Here is a 19,445-nt window from a genome sequence, read left to right as displayed (position 1 = left end):
CGGGAACATCGCCCTTCTCTTGTCGCGATGTCGAGACCCGAAGGAGCAGAACAGGATGAAGAGCCTTCTCGTTCCGGTCGAGCGCCATGGCCAGATGCGTGCGACGCTGGCGACCGCCTGCCTCCTGGCCCGCCGCTGCGGCAGCCTGATCGAGGGCCTCGCCCTGCGCCCGGCCTTCCTGCCGCCGCTGGGCATCGAGCCGGCCAGCGCCATCGTCCTGCAGGGCGCGGATGAGGAGGACGGCGCCGCGCAGGAGGAGGCGCGCGCCGAGTTCCTCGCCGCCCTTCGGGAGAACGGCGTGCCCCTCTCGGAGGGGGCGCCGCCGGCGGGGCCGGCCGGCGTGTGGAACGCGGAGGCCGGCGCGGACGACGACTTCCTCGGCCGCCACGCCCGCGCCTTCGACCTCACCATCGTCGGCCGGCCGGACGCCAAGGGCGGCGGCCCGCGCATGACCACGCTGGAGGCGGCGCTGTTCGACAGCGGCCGCCCCATCCTCATCGCCCCGCCGCAGGCGCCCGCCACCATCGCCACGCGCATCGCCATCGCCTGGAACGGCTCGACGGAAACGGCGCGGGCCATCTCCTGCGCCCTGCCGCTGCTGAAAAGGGCCGAGAGCGTGTTCGTGCTGGCGGGCGAGGACACGCGGCCGGGGCCCTCGGGCCCGCAGATCGTGCGGCATCTGAGCCTGAACGGGGTGGCGAGCGAGCTTCGCCGGATGGAGCCGGCGGCGATCCGCTCCGGCGATGCGATCCTCGACCAGGCGCGCGCTCTGTCCTGCGACCTCCTGGTGAAGGGCGCCTACACGCAGAGCAGGCTGCGCCAGATGATCTTCGGCGGCGCCACCAGCAGCATCATCGCCAGGACGACCCTGCCGGTCCTCATGGCGCACTGAGCGCCGCCCGCGCCGGCGGACGCCCCCCTCGAGGCACCGCACGGTGAGGTTGTGCACAATTTCAGCGCATTGGTCCCCTCGCGGCCCGCCGAATGGGCAGGGGCGGCGTTGACTCGGCTCGTCCGCGAAGCCAGCATGGCGAGCGAACCAATTGGATCAAAGGTCCCGGAGCCTGGCGCGCGTTTGACCGGCAAGAAGCCCATGGCGAATTCCTCTCTCGCGCTCGAGAAGCTGCGCGCGATGGTTCGCGAGCACCGGGACGAGGCGGAATTCCGCCTGCCGCCCGAGCGGGATCTTGCCCTTTCCATGGGCGTGGGCCGGCGCGCCGTGCGCCGCGCCATGGAGGTGCTGGAGGCCGAGGGCACCATCTGGCGCCAGCAGGGCAAGGGCACCTTTGTCGGATGTCGTCCCATGGCGGCCAACGGCAATCTGAGCGCGCTGGCCGAGCGCACGAGCCCGGCCGAGGTCATGGAGACCCGCCTGATCCTGGAGCCCGGCCTCGCGCGGCTGGCGGCGCTACGCGCCTCGCGCGACGACATCGACGCGCTGGAACGGCTCGCCCGCAAGACCGCCTCGGCCGGCGACGACGACGGCTGGGAGCTGTGGGACAGCGCCTTCCACCGGCGGATCGCGGAAGCGGCGGGCAACATGATGCTCCTGTCCGTCCTCGACGCCATCCAGCGCGTGCGCAAGGAGCCCGAATGGCGCCGTCTGCGCGCCTCGGCGCGCACCGAGGAGGGCCGCCGCGTCAACGCACTGGAGCATGACGAGATCGTCGCCTCCATCGCCCGGCGCGACGGGCTGGGCGCCCAGCGCGCCATGGCCCGACACATCGCCACGGTGGACTTCAATCTTCGCCACCGGATCGTGGGCTCGCCCGACGAGCCGGCCTTCGAGGCAAGCCCCGCCGCCCTTCTCGAACGGAGCGAACCATGAGCCCTGCCGCCTCGGAACGCGAGCCGCTTCTCGACGTGCGGGACTTCTCGCTCAGCTTCTCGGCCGCCGCCCCCGTCGACCTGATCGACGGCATCTCCTTTTCCGTGCGCCGGGGCGAGACGCTGTGCATCGTGGGGGAATCGGGCTGCGGCAAGAGCGTCACCTCGCTGGCGCTGATGGGCCTGTTGCAGACGCCGCCCGCGCGCATCAGGTCGGGAACGGCGCGCTTCGAGGGGCGCGACCTCTTCGCGATGAAGGAGCGCGAGCGCGCCGACCTGCGCGGCAACGAGATCGCCATGATCTTCCAGGAGCCGATGACCTCGCTGAACCCGGCGTTCACCGTCGGCCACCAGTTGGCCGAGGGCATCATGCGCCACCGCAGCCTCTCCCGCCGGCAGGCGCGGGCCGAGGCGCTGAAGATGCTGGAATGGGTGCGCATCCCCGCGCCGGAGAAGCGGCTCGACGCCTTTCCGCACCAGCTTTCAGGCGGCATGCGCCAGCGCGTGATGATCGCCATGGCGCTCGCCAACCGGCCCAAGCTGCTGATCGCCGACGAGCCCACCACGGCGCTCGACGTGACCATCCAGGCGCAGATCCTCTCGCTCGTGTCCAAGCTCCAGCGGGAGACCGGCACGGCGATGATCCTCATCACCCACGATCTGGGCGTCGTCGCCGAGGTGGCCGACCAGGTGGCGGTGATGTATGCGGGGCGCATCGTCGAGCAGGGCCCGGTGGCCGCCATCTTCGACGATCCGCAGCACCCCTACACGATCGGCCTCCTGGGCTCGATGCCCTCGCTCGGCCGGCGCGAGGGCGCGCTCGCCACCATCGAGGGCTCGGTCCCCCCGCTCGACGCCATGCCCAAAGGCTGCCGCTTCGTGGAGCGCTGCCCCTTCGGCGATGCGCGCTGCGCGGAGGAGGCGCCGCCCTTGCGCCCGCTCGGCCCCGGCCACGGCGCGGCCTGCTGGTACGCGCCCCTCGAACTCTCCTTCGGAGCGGCGGCATGAGCGCGAACGGCCTGCCGGCGGGTACGCCCCCCATCATCGAGGCCCGGGGCCTGCACCGCCGCTTCGGCGGCCGGCGCGGCCTGTTCAGGACCGAGCCCACCGTCCACGCGGTCAACGACGTGTCCATCGCCGTGCGGCCGGGCGAGACCTTCGCCATCGTCGGCGAATCGGGCTGCGGGAAATCGACGCTCGGGCGCCTGCTCCTGCGCCTGATCGAGCCGAACGAGGGCCGCGTCCTCTACAAGGGACGGGACATCACCGACATCTCGAAGGGCGAGATGCGCAAGCTGCGCCGGGAGATGCAGATCATCTTCCAGGACCCCTTCGCCTCGCTCAACCCGCGCATGAGCGTTTCCGACATCGTCGGCGAGCCCGTGCGCCTGCACGGGCTGGCGCGAGGCGGGCAGGTGAACGAGCGCGTGGCCGAGCTTCTGCGCACGGTGGGCCTGCGTCCCGAATTCGCCGCGCGCTATCCGCACGAATTCTCCGGCGGCCAGCGCCAGCGCATCGGCATCGCCCGCGCGCTCGCCTCCGAGCCCGACCTCGTGATCGGCGACGAGCCGGTCTCCGCGCTCGACGTCTCGGTCCAGGCGCAGGTCATCAACCTCCTGGAGGAGCTGAAGGACCGGCTGGGGCTCACCCTCGTCATCGTCGCCCACGATCTGGCGGTGATCCGCCACATGAGCGACCGCGTGGCGGTGATGTATCTGGGCGAAATGGTGGAGCTGGCGGGGGTGGACGAGCTCTACGACAATCCGCTGCACCCCTATACGCAGGCGCTCCTGAAGGCGATCCCCAGCCCGACGGTGGGCGAGCGCGGCCCCCGCGAGCTTCTTCAGGGCGACGTGCCGAGCCCCACCGCGCTGCCCTCCGGCTGCCGCTTCCACACGCGCTGCCCGCACGCGCGGCCGCGCTGCTCCTCCGAGCATCCCAGCCTGCAGGCGGTGGAAGGCGGGCGGCGGGTGGCCTGCCATTTCTGGCGCGAGATCGCCGATGCGGGCGCCAGCGCGCCGGTGCTGGCGAGCGCGGTGGGCACGCGGCGCGAGATGCGCCTCGATCTCTACAAGCGCGCGCAGGCCGGCCGGGTCTCGTCCCTGCCGGTCGCGGGGCGGCAGGCCGTTTCGGCGCAGGGCTGAGACGGGCAGGACCGATGGCGGCGCGGCCGCCGATCGCGGGTTGAAAGGAAAGGCGACATGCGTTTGCCCTCGGGTTCCATCACAAGACGCGCACGGCTTGCGCTCGCCGCCCTCGGCCTTGCCCTGGCATCGGGCCCGGCGGGGGCGCAGACGCTCTCCATCGGGTTACAGGACGATCCCGACATCCTCGATCCGCACCGGGCGCGCACCTTCGTGGGGCGCATCGTGTTCACCTCGCTGTGCGACAAGCTGGTCGACATCACGCCGGAGCTGGAGCTGGTGCCCTCGCTGGCGACCGGCTGGAGCGTGAGCGAGGACCGGCTGACGCTGACCTTCGAGCTTCGCGAGGGCGCGCTCTTCCACGACGGCACGCCGATCGACGCGGCGGCCGTGAAGGCCAATCTCGACCGCGCGCGCGCGCTTCCCGACAGCCTGCGCAAGAGCGAGCTGGCCTCGGTGGAAAGCGTCGAGGTGGTGGACGAGGGCACCGTCGCGCTGCATCTCTCGGCGCCGGACGCGGCCCTTCTCTCCCAGCTCTCCGACCGCGCCGGCATGATGATGTCGCCGGCCAGCTTCGAGAACGCCTCCCCCTCGGCCGCGCCCGTGTGCTCGGGCCCCTACCGCTTCGTGGAGCGGGTGCAGAACGACCGCATCGTGCTGGAGAAGTTCCCCGAGCACTGGGACGCGCAGTCCTATCTCGTCGAGCGCGTCGTCTTCCGCGCCATCCCCGACAACACGGTGCGCTTCGCCAATCTCCAGTCCGGCGACCTGCAGCTCATCGAGCGGCTGGGGGCCAACGACACCGAGGCGGCCGAGGCGGCGGCGGGCATCACCGTCGTGCCCGTCACGGGCCTCGGCTACCAGGCGCTGGCCTTCAACCTGCGCGACGAGGCGAGCCCGCTGGCCGATGCGCGCGTGCGCCGCGCGCTGGACCTTGCCATCGACCGCGACATCATCAACCAGGTGGTGGGCGCGGGCACCTACCAGCCCGCCTACCAGCCCTTTCCGCCCGCGAGCTTCGCCCATGAGGAGGGGCTGGAGCGCGCCGGCCGCGACGTGGAGGGGGCCAAAGCGCTGCTGGCGGAAGCCGGGCACGAGCGCGTGGCCTTCGAGCTGTCCTTCGGCAACAACACCGCGATGCAGCAGGTGCTGGAGCTGGTGCAGGCGATGGCGGCCGAGGCGGGCTTCGACATCTCCCTGCGGCCCACCGAATTCGCCGCATTGCAGGGCGAGCTGCGCGAGGGGCGCTTCGAGGTGGCGCAGTCGGGCTGGTCGGGCCGGGTCGATCCCGACGGCAACATCCACCAGCACGTCACCTGCGGCGGCAGCCTGAACGACGGGGCCTATTGCAACGAGGCGGTGGACCGCCTCCTGAACGAGGCGCGCGAGACGAGCGACCCGGCCGAGCGCGAGCCGCTCTATGCCGAGGCGCAGGCGATCCTCGCCGCCGACAAGCCCATCGTCTACCTCTACTACCTGCCCTACCCCTTCGCCCACACCACGCGGCTGGAAGGTTTCGTCGGCTATCCCGACGGGATGATCCGCCTGCGAGGCGTCGAGATGAAGCTCTGAACCGCGAACCGAAACAACAAGGAAGGACCCCCCGCATGAGCCTGAAGAAGACCCTTCTCGTCGCCGCTCTCCTGGCCGGAACCGCCGTGCCGGCACTGGCGCAGAGCTCGACCCTCAGGATCGGCCTTGCGGAGGACCCCGACCTCCTCGATCCGCATCGCTCGCGCACCTTCGTGGGGCGCATCGTCTACGCCTCGCTCTGCGACAGGCTGATCGACATCTCGCCCGAGCTCGAATTCGTGCCGGCGCTCGCCACCGACTGGGAGTGGAGCGAGGACGGGACGCAGCTCACCTTCAACCTGCGCCAGGACGCGCTCTTCCACGACGGCACGCCCTTCAACGCAGAGGCCGTGAAGGCCAATGTGGAGCGCGCGCTCACCCTGCCCGACAGCCTCGTGCGCACCGACATCTCGGCCATCCGGAGCGTGGAGGTGGTGGACGAGTTCACCGTGCGCTTCCAGCTCGACGAGCCGAACGCGCCGCTGCTCGCCCAGATCTCCGACCGCGGCGGCATCATGATGTCGCCCGCCTCCTTCGAGCAGGAGGGAAGCTGGACGCCCGTGTGCTCGGGCCCCTACAAATACGAGACCCGCGTGCAGAACGACCGCATCGTCCTGTCCAAGTTCGAGGACCATTACGCGGCGGACGAATACGCCTTCGACCAGGTCATCTTCCTGCCCATCCCGGACGGCACGGTGCGCCTGGCCAATCTCCAGTCGGGCGACCTCGACATGCTGGAGCGCATGACGCCGAGCGACGCGCAGACGGTGGAGGGCGACGCCAATCTCGAGCTCGTGGTCGCCCCGACGCTGGGCTACCAGGCCATCCGCATCAACACCGACAACGGCCCGCGCTCGGAAAACCCGCTCGGCCAGGACCCGCGCGTGCGCAAGGCGCTGCAGCTCGCCCTCGACAAGTCGATCATCACGCAGGTGGTCGGCAACAATATCTGGGAGCCGGCCCAGCAGCCCTTCCCGCCCACCAGCCCGTATCACGCCGAGGAATTCCCGGTGACGACGCGCGACGTGGCGGCGGCGCGCGCGCTGCTCGACGAGGCCGGCCTCGACCGCGTCCCCTTCGAGCTGACCATCGCCACCTCCACGCAGGCCGGGCAGCTCGGCGAGCTGGTCCAGGCGATGGTCGCCGAGGCGGGCTTCGACGTGACGCTGCGCCCGATGGAGTTCGCCTCGCTGCTGGCCGAGATGCAGGGTGGCAATTTCCAGGCGACCGCCAGCGGCTGGTCCGGCCGCGTCGATCCGGACGGCAACACCTACTCGCACCTGGCCTGCGACGGGGCGAACAACGATTCGCGCTATTGCAACGAGGAGGTCGACCGCCTCTTCACCGAGGCGCGGCAGGTCTCCGACCCGGCCGAGCGCAAGGCGCTCTACGACGAGGCGCAGGCGATCCTGCAGGAGGACCTGCCGATCATCTACACCTATCACCAGAACTCGCCCTTCGTGCTGCGCGCGAATGTCGAGGGCTTCACGCCCTATCCCGACAATCTCATCCGCCTGCGCGGCATGACCAAGGCGGACTGACGCGGCGCCGGGCGCCGGCCCGCGGCCGGCGCTCCCTTTCCCCCATCCGACGGAGACACCCCGATGCGCATCACCCGCCCCCTTCTCCTCGCCGCCCTCCTGGCCGGGACCGCGACGCAGGCCCTCGCACAGGGGACGACCTTGCGCATCGGCCTTCAGGAGGACCCGGACGCGCTCGACCCGCACCGGGCGCGCACCTTCGTGGGCCGCATGGTGTTCTCCTCGCTCTGCGGCAAGCTGGTGGACGTGGCGCCGGACCTGTCCATCGTGCCCGAGATGGCCACGCAATGGTCGTGGAACGAGGACAACACCGTCCTCACCCTGGCGCTGCGCGAGGACGCCGTGTTCCACGACGGCACGCCCTTCGACGCGCAGGCCGTGCGCCTCAACATCGAGCGCGCCATGGAGCTGCCCGATTCGCTTCGCCGCTCGGAGCTCGCCTCGGTGGAGAGAGTCGAGGTCGTGGGCGAACACGCCGTCGCCTTCCACCTGTCCGAGCCGGACGCCACGCTTCTCTCCCAATTGTCGGACCGTGCGGGCATGATGATGTCGCCGGCCAGCTTCGAGGGCAATTTCGCGCAACAGCCCGTATGCTCGGGGCCCTACCGCTTCGTGGAACGGGTGCAGAACGACCGCATCGTCCTGGAGAAGTTCGAGGACCACTGGGAGGCGGACGAGTATCATTTCGACCGGTTGGTCTTCCTGCCGATCCCCGACGCAACGGTGCGCCTGGCCAATCTCCAGTCTGGCGACATCGAGCTTCTGGAGCGCCTCGCGCCCAACGACATCGCGGCGGTGGAGGCCGACCCGAACCTCGTCTTCCTTCAGGAAGCGGGCACGGGCTACGTCTCGCTGCGCATCAACACCGGCAATGGCGAGCTGGCCAGAACGCCGATGGGGCAGGACGCGCGCGTGCGCCGGGCCTTCCAGCTCTCCATCGACCGCGACGTGATCAACGAGGTGGTGGGCTTCGGCATCTTCACGCCCGCCCAGCAGCCCTTCCCGCCGGCCAGCGCCTTCTACGACGAGAGCATCCAGCCGACGAGGCGCGACGTGGAGGCGGCCCGCGCCCTTCTGGCGGAAGCGGGCCACGAGCGCGTGCCGGTGGAGCTGACCTTCGGCATCACCACCACCAACCAGCAGGTTTCCGAGCTGATCCAGGCCATGGCGGCGGAGGCGGGCTTCGACGTGACGCTGCGCCCGACCGAGTTCGCCGCCATGCAGCAGGAGATGACGGCCGGCAATTTCACGGTGGCGCAGGCCGCATGGTCCGGCCGCCCGGACCCGGACGGCAACATCCACCCGTTCGCCACCTGCGAGGGCAGCCTCAATGACGGGCGCTACTGCAACGAGGAGGTGGACCGGCTGCTGACGCAAGCCCGGCGCGTGACCGACACGGACGAGCGCGTGCGCCTGTACAGCGCGGCGCAGGCCATCCTCCAGGAGGAACTGCCCCATATCAGCCTCTACTACCAGGTGCGCGCCTTCGGCGTGTCGGCGCGCCTGCAAGGCTTCGCCGCCCATCCCGACGGCATGATCCGGCTGAAGGGCGTCACCCTCTCGGACTGACGCCGCGCCTTCGCGCAAGGCCGCCCGGCCTTCCGCCCCCATGACCCCCCAGCACAGACGGGCCAGCCCATGCTCCAGATCATCGCCAAGCGGGTCGCGATCGCCATTCCGACGCTCGTCCTCGTCTCGCTGATCGTCTTCGCGCTCCAGAAGCTCCTGCCGGGCGACCCGATCCTGACGCTGGCGGGCGAGGAGCGCGACCCGGAGGTGCTCGCCTATCTGCGCGAGCAGTACCGGCTGAACGACCCGATCCATGTTCAGTATTTCCACTGGGTCTGGCAGGTGCTGCAGGGCGATTTCGGCGTTTCGCTGCGCACCGACATCGCGGTGACGACGCTCATCGTCCAGAAGCTGCCGGTCACGATCCAGCTCGCCACCATGGCGATGTTCTGGGCCATCGTCATCGGCATTCCGGTGGGCATCCTCGCCGCGGTGAAGAAGGGGACGTGGGTGGATTACCTCGCCAATGTCTTCGCCCTGTCGGGCCTGTCGATCCCCAATTTCTGGCTCGGCATCCTCCTGATCTTCTTCATCTCGGTGCGGATGCAGTGGCTGCCGGCCTCGGGCTACGTGCCGCCCTCGGAGGATCTGTGGCAGTCGCTGCGCACCATGCTCATGCCCTCCATCGTGCTCGGCACGGCCCTGGCCGGCAACCTCATGCGCCACACCCGCTCGGCCATGCTGGGCGTGTTGACCTCGGACTATATCCGCACCGCCCGCGCGAAGGGCCTGCTGCCGGCCGTCGTGGTCTACAAGCACGCGCTGCGCAACGCGCTGGTGCCCATCGTGACGCTGCTGACGCTCATCTTCGGCGAGTTGATCGCCGGCGCGGTGCTGACCGAGCAGATCTTCACCATTCCCGGCTTCGGCAAGCTGATCGTCGACGGCGTCTTCACCCGCGACTATGCCGTCGTGCAGGGCGTGGTGCTCGTGACCGCCATCGGGTTCATCTTCATGAACCTCGTCGCCGACGTTCTCTACGTCCTCATCAACCCCCGCCTGAGGCATGCCTGATGAGCGCCGTCACCTCCTCTCCCAAGGCCGCCCTCCCGCCGGTGGCGCCCCGGCGCGTCCGCAGCCGGGGGCTCGCCAAGTTCACGCGCAACAAGGCGGCGGTGGCCGGCGCCTTCATCGTCGGCTTCTTCGCGCTCTGCGCGATCCTGGCGCCGCTCATCGCGCCCTACGACCCGTTCCAGACGAGCTTCCTGACGATACGGCAGGCGCCCTCGGCCGCCTTCTGGTTCGGCACGGACGAGCTGGGCCGCGACATCTTCTCGCGGATGCTCTACGGCGCGCGTGCCTCGCTGATGGCGGGCGTCGTCTCGGTCGGCATCGCGGTGGCCATCGGCGTGCCGCTGGGGCTGGTGGCGGGCTATTTCGGCTCCTGGACGGACATGGTCATCTCGCGCTTCACAGACGCGCTCCTGGCCATCCCCTTCCTGATCCTGGCCATCGCGCTCGCCGCCTTCCTCGGCCCCTCCCTCACCAACGCGATGATCGCCATCGGCCTGTCGGCCGTGCCCATCTTCATCCGCATCACCCGCGCGCAGACGCTCTCGGTGAAGGCGGAGGACTATGTGGAGGGCGCGCGGGCCATCGGCCTGCCGAATGTCTGGATCATCGTGCGCTACGTGTTCCCCAACACGCTGCCGCCCATCATCGTGCAGGCCAGCCTCACCATCGCCGCCGCCATCATCGCGGAGGCCTCGCTCTCCTTCCTCGGCCTCGGCCAGCAGCCGCCCAATCCCTCCTGGGGCTCGATGCTGAACACGGCCAAGAACTTCATGAGCCAGGCGCCCACCATGTCCGTGTTCCCGGGCGCGGCGATCTTCCTCGTGGTGCTGGGCTTCAACCTCCTCGGCGACGGCCTGCGCGACGCGCTCGACCCGCGCGAGATCTAGAAAACAAGCGAGCAGCGTTCATGTTCACCACCCGTCCCGAACTCCTCGGCACCTTCGGCGCCGTCACCTCCACCCACTGGCTGGCGAGCGCGAGCGGCATGTCGCTGCTGGAGCGCGGCGGCAACGCCTTCGACGCCGGCATCGCGAGCGCCTTCGTGCTTCAGGTGGTGGAGCCGCATCTCGTCGGCCCCGGCGGCGACGTGCCCATCCTGTTCCATTCGGCCAGGACCGGCAGGACCGAGGTCCTGTGCGGGCAGGGTCCGGCGCCCGCCGGCGCCACGATCGAGCACTACCGCGCCGAGGGCCTGGCGCTGATCCCCGGCAACGGCCTGCTCGCCACCGTCATTCCCGGCGCCTTCGACGCCTGGATGACGCTCCTGCGCGACCACGGCTCCATGAGCCTGCGCGACGTGCTGGAGCCCGCGATTTATTACGCCGAGCACGGCCACCCGATGCTGGCGCGCGTGGCCAACACCATCGCCGGGCTGAAGGACTTCTTCGAGGCCGAGTGGCCCACCACGGCCGCGCTCTACGTGCCCGGCGGAGCGCTGCCGCAGGCCCGCCGCCTCTTCCGCAACGCGCCGCTCGCCGCCACCTGGAAGCGCGTCCTGAAGGAGGCCGAGAGCGCCGGGGGCAGCCGCGAGCGCCAGATCGAGAAGGCCCGCGAGGCCTTCTACAAGGGCTTCGTGGCCGAGGCGATCGACGCATTCGCCCGGACGAACGAGGTGATGGACCAGAGCGGCGCGCGCCATCGCGGCGTCATCACCGCGGACGACATGGCGGGGTGGGAGGCGAGCTACGAGGCGCCCGCCACGCTCGACTACGGCGATTTCCGCGTCGCCAAGACCGGGCCCTGGGGCCAGGGGCCGGTCTTCCTCCAGACCCTCTCGATCCTGAAGAATTTCGACCTCGCCGCCATGGGGCCGGCCTCGGCCGACTTCATCCACACGCTGAGCGAGGCCATGAAGCTCGCCTTCGCCGACCGCGAGGCCTATTACGGCGACCCGGCCTTCGTGGACGTGCCGCTGGAGGCGCTGCTGTCGGACGCCTATGGCGCGCGGCGGGCGGAGCTGGTGGGCGCGCAGGCCTCGCGCGACCTGCGCCCCGGCACCGTGCCGGGCTACGAGGACCAGGTGGCCCGCGTCGTGGAAGCGCTGGAGCGCCTCTCCAAGGTCGGCACCGCCTCGGCCGCCAACGAGCCGACGACCGCCGAGATGCGCTCGGCCCGGCGCGGCGACACGGTGCATGTCGATGCCGTGGACCGCTGGGGCAACATGATGGCGGCCATGCCCTCCGGCGGCTGGTTCCAGTCCTCGCCCGTCATCCCCGAGCTCGGCTTCATGCTCAACACGCGCGCGCAGATGTTCTGGCTGGAGGAGGGGCTGCCGGCCTCGCTGGCGCCGGGCAAGCGCCCGCGCACCACGCTCACCCCCACCTTGGCGGAGAAGGACGGCAAGCCCTACATGGTCTTCGGCTCGCCGGGCGGCGACCAGCAGGAGCAGTGGCAGCTCCTGCTCTTCCTGCGCCATGCGCATCACGGGCTGAACCTGCAGGAGGCCATCGACCTGCCGATGAGCCACACGGCCCACTTCCCCTCCTCCTTCTACCCGCGCGAGCGCCGGCCGGGGAACCTCACCATCGAGGAGAGCTTCGGCGAGGTGGTGCTGGCGGACCTTGCCCGGCGCGGCCACGATGTGGAGCGGGCTCCCGCCTGGACGGTGGGGCGGCTCGTGGCCGCCGCGCGCGACGCGGACGGGCTCATCCACGCCGCCGCCACCCCGCGCCTGATGCAGGCCTACGCCATCGCGCGCTGAGCCCGCCCGCCTTCGCCGTTGCGCGCGGGCGGGCGAGCCTGTAGAAGCCGGGCCATGAACAGGGGTGCTCCGTCAGGCCGGGGCTGAGAGGAGGGCGCCAGGCCCTCAAACCCTTCAAGCTGATCTGGGTAATGCCAGCGGAGCGAGGGCAAGGCCGATGTTTTCGGGCGCGCAGATGTCCCTTTACCCGATGACGGACGATTTCGTCCCCGTCATCCTCGGCGCCCTCTCGGCGCTCGATCCCTATCGGGACCGTTTCCGCATCGAGACGGACGACCTGTCCACGCTGCTCGTCGGCCCGCCGGGCGAGCTGTTTCCCGCCATGCGCGACCTCTTCGTGGCGGCGGCCGGCACGGGCCGGCACACCGTCCTGTCTGCCACCGTCTCGCGCGGCTGCCCGGGGGAGCCGGACGCCGACATCTGCACGCCGGCCGAAGGCTTCACCGTCCTCGGAAGCCTGGAGGAGCGGGTGGCGCAAAGCCTGGCCGCCGTCGGTGCCGCGCGGGAAACGGGCCGGCGCGTGGCGGCGCAGTTCTCCTACTATCCGCTGGGCGCGGGCCGCCACATGGACGAGATCTACGCCTGCATCGACTTCCTGAAGGCGTCGGGCGTCTTCGGCCGCTCCAAGAACTTCTGCACCCGGCTCGACGGCGACGCCGGCCCGGTCTTCGAGACGCTGGCGCAGGCCTTCCTGCGCTTCGCGCCGGCCGAGGCGCATCTGGCGCTCGACCTCACCGTCTCGGCCAACAGCCCCTCGGCGGCCGCCCGGCCCTGAGCGGCCCTGCCTCCTGCCCCGCCTTACGCCCCCCGGGAGAATGCCGCCATGCGCTGGACCTTGCGCGAAACCCTGATCATCGCCGTGCTCGGCGCCGTCTTCGCCGTTCTCTATCTCGCCTGGGTGCAGCTCTGGCTGGTGGCGCAGGCTGCCTTCGGGGCAATCTCCATGGACGTGTTCATGGGCTTCTGGTTCATCGCCTCCATGGTGGCCGCCGCCATCGTGCGCAAGCCCGGCGTCGCCTTCGGGGCCGAGGTGCTGGCCGCCGCCGTGCAGATCCTTCTCGGCAGCCCGGCGGGGCTCCTGCTCATCGTCACCGGCATGGTGCAGGGGGCCGGCGCGGAGCTGGTCTTCGCGCTGACGCGCTGGCGCAGCTACAGCCTGCCCGTCCTGATGGCGGCGGGCGTGGGCGCCGCCGTCTTCAGCTTCGCCTATACCTGGGTGCGCTTCGACTACGGCGCGCTGGAGCCCGGCCTCATCGTCACCATGTTCGTGCTGCGCTGCCTGTCCGGCGCGCTGCTCGGCGGGCTTCTGGGCCACGCCATCGTCCAGGCGCTCTACAGGACCGGCGTCCTGCACGGGCTGCGGATCGACGAGGACCGGCGGGCCGGCCGTGCCTGAGGGCCCGGCCGGGGCTCCCGGCCCGGCGGCGGAATGGCGGGGCGTCTCCATCGCCTTCCCCCATGCCGGACGCGCCGCCGTGGGGCCCGTCTCGCTCGCCCTCGCGCGGGGGGAGCGCGTCCTCCTGCTCGGCCCCTCCGGCTCCGGCAAGTCCTCGCTGCTGCTCGCGCTCACCGGCCTCGTGCCGCACTCGGTGCCGGCTACGGTCGAGGGCGAGACCTTCATCCTCGGCGCGCCCTCCGCCTCGCGCCCGCCGGCCGGATGGTCCGACGCGGTGGCGCATTACTTCCAGGACGCGGACCAGGTCCTGTGCGGGATGCGGGTGAAGGACGAGATCGCCTTTTCCGGCGAGAATCGCGGCCTCGCGCCCGAGGCCATCGAGGCGCGGGTGAAGGAGGTCTCGGCGCTTCTGGGCCTGCCGGCCGACTGGCTGGGGCGGCGCTCGCTCGCCCTTTCGGGCGGGGAGCGCCAGCTCGTCGCGCTCGCGGCCGTCCTGGCGCAGGACGCGCCGATCCTCATCGCCGACGAGCCGACGGCGCATCTCTCGCCTGAGGTCGCCGCGCGTCTCCACGCGCTTCTCGCCAGCACCGCGCCGTGCGACGCGGTGCTGGTGGTGGACCACCGGCTGGACGGGATGATCGAGGCGATGGACCGCGTGGTGGTTCTCGGCCGCTCCGGCACGGTGCTGGCGCAAGGGGCCCCGCGCGCGATCTTCCGCGCCCATCACGCGGCCCTCGTCCGCGAGGGCGTCTGGCGGCCGGCGGCGAGCGATCTCGACGCCTGCCTGATCGCCGCCGGGCTGACCCTGCCGCACCCGCCGCTGACAATGGAGGAGGCGCTGGCGGCCCTGCCGCGAAGCGAGGCGGCGCGGGCGGGCGTGGCGTCCTTCCTCGGCCGCCGCCTGCCGCCGCCGCGCACGGCCCCCTCCGGCCCGCCGGTGGCGCGGCTGCGGGGGGCCGACTGCGCCCCCTTCCTGGCGCCGGCCGTCCTGCATGGCGTCGATATCGGCGTGCGGGGCGGCGAGGTGCTCGCGCTTCTGGGACGCAACGGGGCGGGCAAGTCCACGCTGGGGGCAAGCCTTGCCGGCCTCCTGCGCCTCAAGGCCGGCCGGCGCGAGGGGCCGCCCGGCGCCATCGCCCTCCAGCACGCCGAAGACCATTTCGCCACTGGCTGCGTGCGGGACGAGATCGCCGCCATGCTGCCCCGCGCCATGGACGGCGGGGACCGGCAGGCGGCCATAAACGCCGCCATCGAGGCCTATGGCCTGTCGGGGCTGGAGGACCGCCATCCCTTCACCCTCTCGGAGGGGCAGAAGCGCCGGCTGTCGCTGGCCGCCATCGATGCGGCCGACCGCTGGCCGCTCATCGTGCTCGACGAGCCGACGGCGGGGCTCGACGCGGCGGGCGTGGACGGGCTGGCGCTTCGCATCGAGGCCCTGCGCGCCAAGGGCCGCGCGCTCGTCCTCATCACCCACGACATGGATTTCGCGCTGCGCCTTTGCGACCGCGCGGCCCTTCTGGGCGGGGGCCGCCTTCTGGCGGAAGGCCCGGCGCGCGACCTCCTGCTCGACGCCGGGCTGATGGGCGAGTGCGGCCTTGGCGAACCCGCCGGCGCGCCGGCGCTGCGCTGGCTGGAGGGTCGATGCTGAAGCGCCTCAACCCGCTGACGGTGCTGGCCGTCTGCCTCGTCTGGATCCTGGCCACCACGCTCGTCTTCCGCGCCCCGTTCCAGCTCGCCGCGATCCTGCTCTTCGCCGCCATGCTTCTGGCCTCGCGCGCGGTGTCGCCGCTGGCGTTCCTGGGGCTGATGGTGCCCTTCGCGCTTTTCGGCTTCGGCTTCTTCACCACCAACGTGCTGTTCCGGCAGGAGAACGCGGCGGCGGTGGCGGTGTTCTCGGCCGATCTGGCGCGCTCGGACGCGCTCGGCGCGGGGCTCGTCCTCTTCCTGCGGGCGCTGGCGGGCGGCACGATCTCGATCTTCTTCGCCTTCTCCATCGACCCCGGCGCCCTGGTCCGCGCCGCCATGGCCTATGGCCGGCTGCCGCCGCGCATCGCCTATTCGCTCTTCGCCGCCATGCAGATCGTGCCGGACCTGGCGGCGAAGGCGAACCAGCTACGCCTCGCCGAGGCGATGCGGCGCGGGCGCGGCCTGCGGCGCGTGCCGGGGCCGGGCGAGCTTTTCCGGCTCCTCATCCCGCTCATCGCCTTCGCCATCCGCCGCGCGGGCCGCACCGCCATCGCCATGGAGGCGCGGGGCTTCGACGCGGGCCGCGCGCGCACCATCCTCGACGTGCCGGGCTTCTGCCGCCGGGACGCGGCCTTCGCAGCAGTGCTCGCGGCGTGCCTCGCCCTGTGCCTCGCCCTCTGAGGCGCTATCGCGGCGGGGGCGAAGATGTGGCAGAACAGGCCTCATGCGGATGTTGCTGGTGGAAGACAACGAGGACCTCGGCGATGCCGTGAACCGGCATCTGCGCAATGCCGGCCATTCGGTGGAATGGGTGCGCACGGGGGAGCTGGCGCTGGAAAGCGCGGCCTGCGAACGCTTCGACGCCATGATCCTCGACCTCACCCTGCCGGGGCGCGACGGGCTCTCCGTCATCTCGCAGCTTCGGCGCGAGAAATCGGCCATCCCCATCCTCGTCGTCACCGCGCGCTCGGAGATCGACGACAAGATCAGCCTTCTCGACCAGGGCGCCGACGACTACCTCGTCAAGCCCTTCGACCTGCGCGAGCTGGATGCGCGCCTGCGTGCGCTGCTGCGCCGCCCCGCCGGCCAGACCACCAGCGTCACGGTGGCGGGCGGTCTCACGCTCGACCTTGCCGGCCACACGGTGAGCGTGGAGGGCAGCCCGGTGGAGCTCGGCCGGCGCGAGTTCCGCCTCCTGGAGATCTTCCTCGCCCGCAAGGGCACGGTTGTGCCCAAGGAACGGCTGATGGCGCAGCTCTTCTCCTTCGACGAGGCGGTTTCCACCAACGCGCTGGAGCTCTACGTCTCGCGCCTGCGCCGCAAGCTGGAGGGCTCGGGCGTGGAGATCGTCACGGTGCGCGGCATCGGCTATGTCGCGCGGGTGCGCGATGCGACGTGACGCCTTCTCGCTGCGCCGGCGCATCCTCATCTTCGCGACGGCCCTCCTCCTCCTCGCCGCCCTCGTGCTGGTGGCCTTCATCCGGGACTATGCCGACCGCGCGGCGGACCGCGCCTTCGACCGGCTGCTCGGCGCCTCCGCGCTGACCATCGCGGGGGCGGTGCAGGCGGAAGGGAGCACCGTCACGGTGGAGTTGCCGCTCGCCTCCTTCGCCATGTTCTCGGGCCAGGACCGCATCTTCTATTCCGTGCAGGGGCCGGACGGGGCCTTCGTCACCGGCTATCCCGACCTTTCGACCGAGTTGGCCCCGGCCGAGACGGGCGACCCCGCCTTCGCCGACATCGCCTATCGCGGCGAGACGGTGCGGGTGGCCAGCGCCGGGCGCCTCGTCTCCACCGCCAGCGGCACCGGCTGGGTGACGATCCGCGTCGCCGAGACGAGGGCCGAGCGCGAGGCGCTGGCGGCCGAGACCCTGGGCAACGCCATCGTGCCCGTGGTGGCGCTGACGCTCCTGTCCTTGGGCCTCGTCTGGTTCGGCGTGGGGCGCGTCTTCGCCCCGCTGCTCGTCCTGGAGCGGCACCTGCGCTCGCGCTCGCCGGAGAACCTCTCGCCGGTGGACGTGCCCGTGCCGCTGGAGGTCAGCCATCTCGTCGGGGCGCTGAACGACTTCATGGGCCGGCTGCGCACGGCGCGTGAGCGGCTGGAGGCGCTGGTGGCCGAGGCCGCGCACGAGGTGCGCACGCCGCTGGCCTCGCTGCGCGCGCAGGCCGAGGTGGCGCGGGGCGAGCGGGACGCGCAGGCCCTGCGCCGGCAGGTCGCGCGCATCCATGCCGGCGCCGTCCACGCCAGCCAGCTCGTCTCGCAGCTCCTGATGGACGCGACGATCTCGCACCGGCTGGAAGCGCGCGCCGCCGCGCCCACGCCCCTGACGGCGGTGGTGGAGGAGGTGCGCGGGCGCCTCGACCCCGATCTCGCCGACCGCCTCGTCATCCATATCGACGCGCCCGCCGCCGATGCGCATCTGGCGGGCGACCGCGTCGTCCTGCGCGAGATGCTGCGCAACCTCGTCGACAACGCGCTCACCTATTCGGACGGGATGGTGGAGATCGCCCTCGCCGCGCGCCCGGACGATGTCGTCGCCATCGAGATCAGCGACCGGGGGCCGGGCATCGCGGACGCCGAAAAGCCCCTCGTCCTCGGCCGCTTCAAGCGCGGCGCGGCGGGCGAGGGCAAGGCGGGGTCGGGGCTCGGCCTCTCCATCGTGGCGCGCGTCGTCAAGGCGCTGGACGGGCGCCTCAGCCTTCAGGACCGGCCGGGCGGGGGACTGACGGTGCGCCTCGAACTGCCCGTGGCGCCCGCCTGGGAGGAGGAGGAGGCGCCGGGCCGGGACGGTGGCCGGCGGGCGGGCGCCGTGCTCGTGCTCCTGGCCGCCGCGCTGGCCTTCGCCGGCTCGGCGGCGGAGGCCGCCTCGAGCTTCTATCCGCCGCCGGACGGGGGCGAGGGGCGGCGCCTCACCATCGTCGGCACCACCGACACGCCCCTCTTCGCGCCGCTGGTGGAAGCCTTCCAGGCCGTCCATCGCGACGTCGCGGTGGAGTATGTGGAGGGCGAGACCCTGCCGATCTACGAGCGCTACCGGGCCGGCGGGCGCCGGCCCGCGCCCGACATCCTCATGAGCTCGGCCTCCGACCTTCAGGTCAAGCTCGCCAATGACGGACACGCGCAGAGCCACGAGGCCCCGGCGCTGGACGCCCTGCCGCGCTGGGCGCAGTGGCGCTCGGAGGTGTTCGGTTTCTCCTTCGAGCCGGCGGTGATCGTCTTCAACCGCGATCTCGTGCGCGAGGACGAGGCGCCGCGCACGCATCTGGAGCTGGCCGAGCTTCTGGAACGGGAACCGGAGCGCTTTTCCGGGCGCATCGCCACCTACGACATCGCCCGCAGCGGCGTCGGCTATCTCCTCGCCGCGCAGGACGGGGCGATCTCCTCCTATTTCTGGCGGCTCGCCAGCGCCTTCGGCCGCGCGGGCGTGCAACTCAGCGGCTCCAGCCCGGACATGCTGACGCGCCTCGAGGCTGGCGAGTTGGCGCTCGGCTACAATGTCCTCGGTTCCTACGCCTTCGCGCGGCAGGCGGCGGGCGCGCCCATCGGCATCGTGGTGCCGGACGACTACGTGCTGGTGCTGACCCGCACCATGCTCATTCCCGTGGACGCGCCGAGGCCGGAGCTGGCGCGCGCCTTCGTGGACTTCACCCTCTCCCCCGCCGGACAGGCGATCCTGGCGGGCCCCTCCGCCCTCGGCGCGGTGATGCCCGGCTCGCCCGGCCTGTGGACCGCCGAGCGGATCGCCGCGCTCGGGCGCGGCGCGGTGCAGCCCATCGCGCTCGGCCCCTCCCTCCTCGTGGCGCTCGACCGGCAGCGCCGCGACCGCTTCCTCGACACCTGGCTGGAGATCGTCGCACCCGGACGATGAGGGATGGGGGCCGAATCTTCGCCACTGGCCGGCCGATGACAGGTTTTCGACAGACTTGCCGGCCTAGCCTTCCGATGGCTGGCCGCTGATCGGCGCCGGCACGCTCGGATGGGTAGGACGCAGCGG

The 19,445-nt window shown here is 71.4% G+C and carries 16 protein-coding genes and 1 riboswitch; all 16 genes read left to right on the top strand.

What is annotated here, in order from left to right:
- Nucleotides 1-55 precede the first annotated feature (55 nt).
- On the top strand, nucleotides 56-892 hold the full coding sequence (locus tag J7654_RS05035) for a universal stress protein (protein ID WP_209738744.1): 837 nt from the start codon (nucleotides 56-58) through the stop codon (nucleotides 890-892).
- A 201-nt stretch (nucleotides 893-1,093) separates the two neighbouring features.
- On the top strand, nucleotides 1,094-1,828 hold the full coding sequence (locus J7654_RS05030; RefSeq protein ID WP_209738742.1) for a FadR/GntR family transcriptional regulator: 735 nt from the start codon (nucleotides 1,094-1,096) through the stop codon (nucleotides 1,826-1,828).
- A complete protein-coding gene (locus J7654_RS05025; RefSeq protein ID WP_209738740.1) occupies nucleotides 1,825-2,835 on the top strand; it encodes an ABC transporter ATP-binding protein in 1,011 nt (336 codons plus the stop codon). Before J7654_RS05030 ends, J7654_RS05025 begins: the two co-directional genes overlap by 4 nt.
- Nucleotides 2,832-3,971 carry an ABC transporter ATP-binding protein gene (locus J7654_RS05020; protein WP_209738738.1) on the top strand — a complete coding sequence of 380 codons (1,140 nt, stop codon included), beginning with the start codon at nucleotides 2,832-2,834 and terminating at the stop codon, nucleotides 3,969-3,971. Before J7654_RS05025 ends, J7654_RS05020 begins: the two co-directional genes overlap by 4 nt.
- A 57-nt stretch (nucleotides 3,972-4,028) precedes the next feature.
- On the top strand, nucleotides 4,029-5,543 hold the full coding sequence (locus J7654_RS05015; protein ID WP_209738736.1) for an ABC transporter substrate-binding protein: 1,515 nt from the start codon (nucleotides 4,029-4,031) through the stop codon (nucleotides 5,541-5,543).
- 35 nt (nucleotides 5,544-5,578) lie between these two features.
- Nucleotides 5,579-7,084 (top strand): ABC transporter substrate-binding protein, encoded by a 1,506-nt coding sequence (locus tag J7654_RS05010; protein WP_209738734.1) that lies wholly within the window; start codon nucleotides 5,579-5,581, stop codon nucleotides 7,082-7,084.
- 63 nt (nucleotides 7,085-7,147) lie between these two features.
- Entirely contained in the window at nucleotides 7,148-8,653 is a 1,506-nt protein-coding gene (locus J7654_RS05005; protein WP_209738732.1) for an ABC transporter substrate-binding protein, read from the top strand.
- Nucleotides 8,654-8,722: 69 nt separating this feature from the next.
- Entirely contained in the window at nucleotides 8,723-9,667 is a 945-nt protein-coding gene (locus J7654_RS05000; protein ID WP_209738730.1) for an ABC transporter permease, read from the top strand.
- Entirely contained in the window at nucleotides 9,667-10,554 is an 888-nt protein-coding gene (locus J7654_RS04995) for an ABC transporter permease (protein WP_209738728.1), read from the top strand. Before J7654_RS05000 ends, J7654_RS04995 begins: the two co-directional genes overlap by 1 nt.
- A 20-nt stretch (nucleotides 10,555-10,574) precedes the next feature.
- Entirely contained in the window at nucleotides 10,575-12,368 is a 1,794-nt protein-coding gene (locus J7654_RS04990; RefSeq protein ID WP_209738727.1) for a gamma-glutamyltransferase family protein, read from the top strand.
- Nucleotides 12,369-12,418: 50 nt separating this feature from the next.
- Nucleotides 12,419-12,531, top strand: a riboswitch (TPP riboswitch).
- Complete coding sequence (locus tag J7654_RS04985) at nucleotides 12,526-13,143, top strand: YkoF family thiamine/hydroxymethylpyrimidine-binding protein (RefSeq protein WP_209738725.1); 618 nt, start codon at nucleotides 12,526-12,528, stop codon at nucleotides 13,141-13,143. It overlaps the preceding riboswitch by 6 nt.
- A 48-nt stretch (nucleotides 13,144-13,191) precedes the next feature.
- Nucleotides 13,192-13,764 (top strand): ECF transporter S component, encoded by a 573-nt coding sequence (locus J7654_RS04980; RefSeq protein ID WP_209738723.1) that lies wholly within the window; start codon nucleotides 13,192-13,194, stop codon nucleotides 13,762-13,764.
- A complete protein-coding gene (locus tag J7654_RS04975; protein ID WP_209738721.1) occupies nucleotides 13,757-15,412 on the top strand; it encodes an ABC transporter ATP-binding protein in 1,656 nt (551 codons plus the stop codon). The genes J7654_RS04980 and J7654_RS04975 overlap by 8 nt, the downstream gene beginning before the upstream one ends.
- Nucleotides 15,406-16,131, top strand: coding sequence for an energy-coupling factor transporter transmembrane component T family protein (locus J7654_RS04970; protein WP_209738720.1), 726 nt, complete (start codon nucleotides 15,406-15,408; stop codon nucleotides 16,129-16,131). Before J7654_RS04975 ends, J7654_RS04970 begins: the two co-directional genes overlap by 7 nt.
- A gap of 43 nt (nucleotides 16,132-16,174) precedes the next feature.
- A complete protein-coding gene (locus J7654_RS04965; RefSeq protein WP_209738718.1) occupies nucleotides 16,175-16,849 on the top strand; it encodes a response regulator transcription factor in 675 nt (224 codons plus the stop codon).
- Nucleotides 16,839-19,319 carry a sensor histidine kinase gene (locus tag J7654_RS04960; protein WP_245195650.1) on the top strand — a complete coding sequence of 827 codons (2,481 nt, stop codon included), beginning with the start codon at nucleotides 16,839-16,841 and terminating at the stop codon, nucleotides 19,317-19,319. The genes J7654_RS04965 and J7654_RS04960 overlap by 11 nt, the downstream gene beginning before the upstream one ends.
- Nucleotides 19,320-19,445: the final 126 nt, after the last annotated feature.

This window comes from Aureimonas populi (assembly GCF_017815515.1).
In the GTDB taxonomy this organism is placed as follows: domain Bacteria; phylum Pseudomonadota; class Alphaproteobacteria; order Rhizobiales; family Rhizobiaceae; genus Aureimonas; species Aureimonas populi.
The sequence above is the reverse complement of the archived record's forward strand: the minus strand, read 5'-3'. Positions and strand labels throughout refer to the sequence as shown.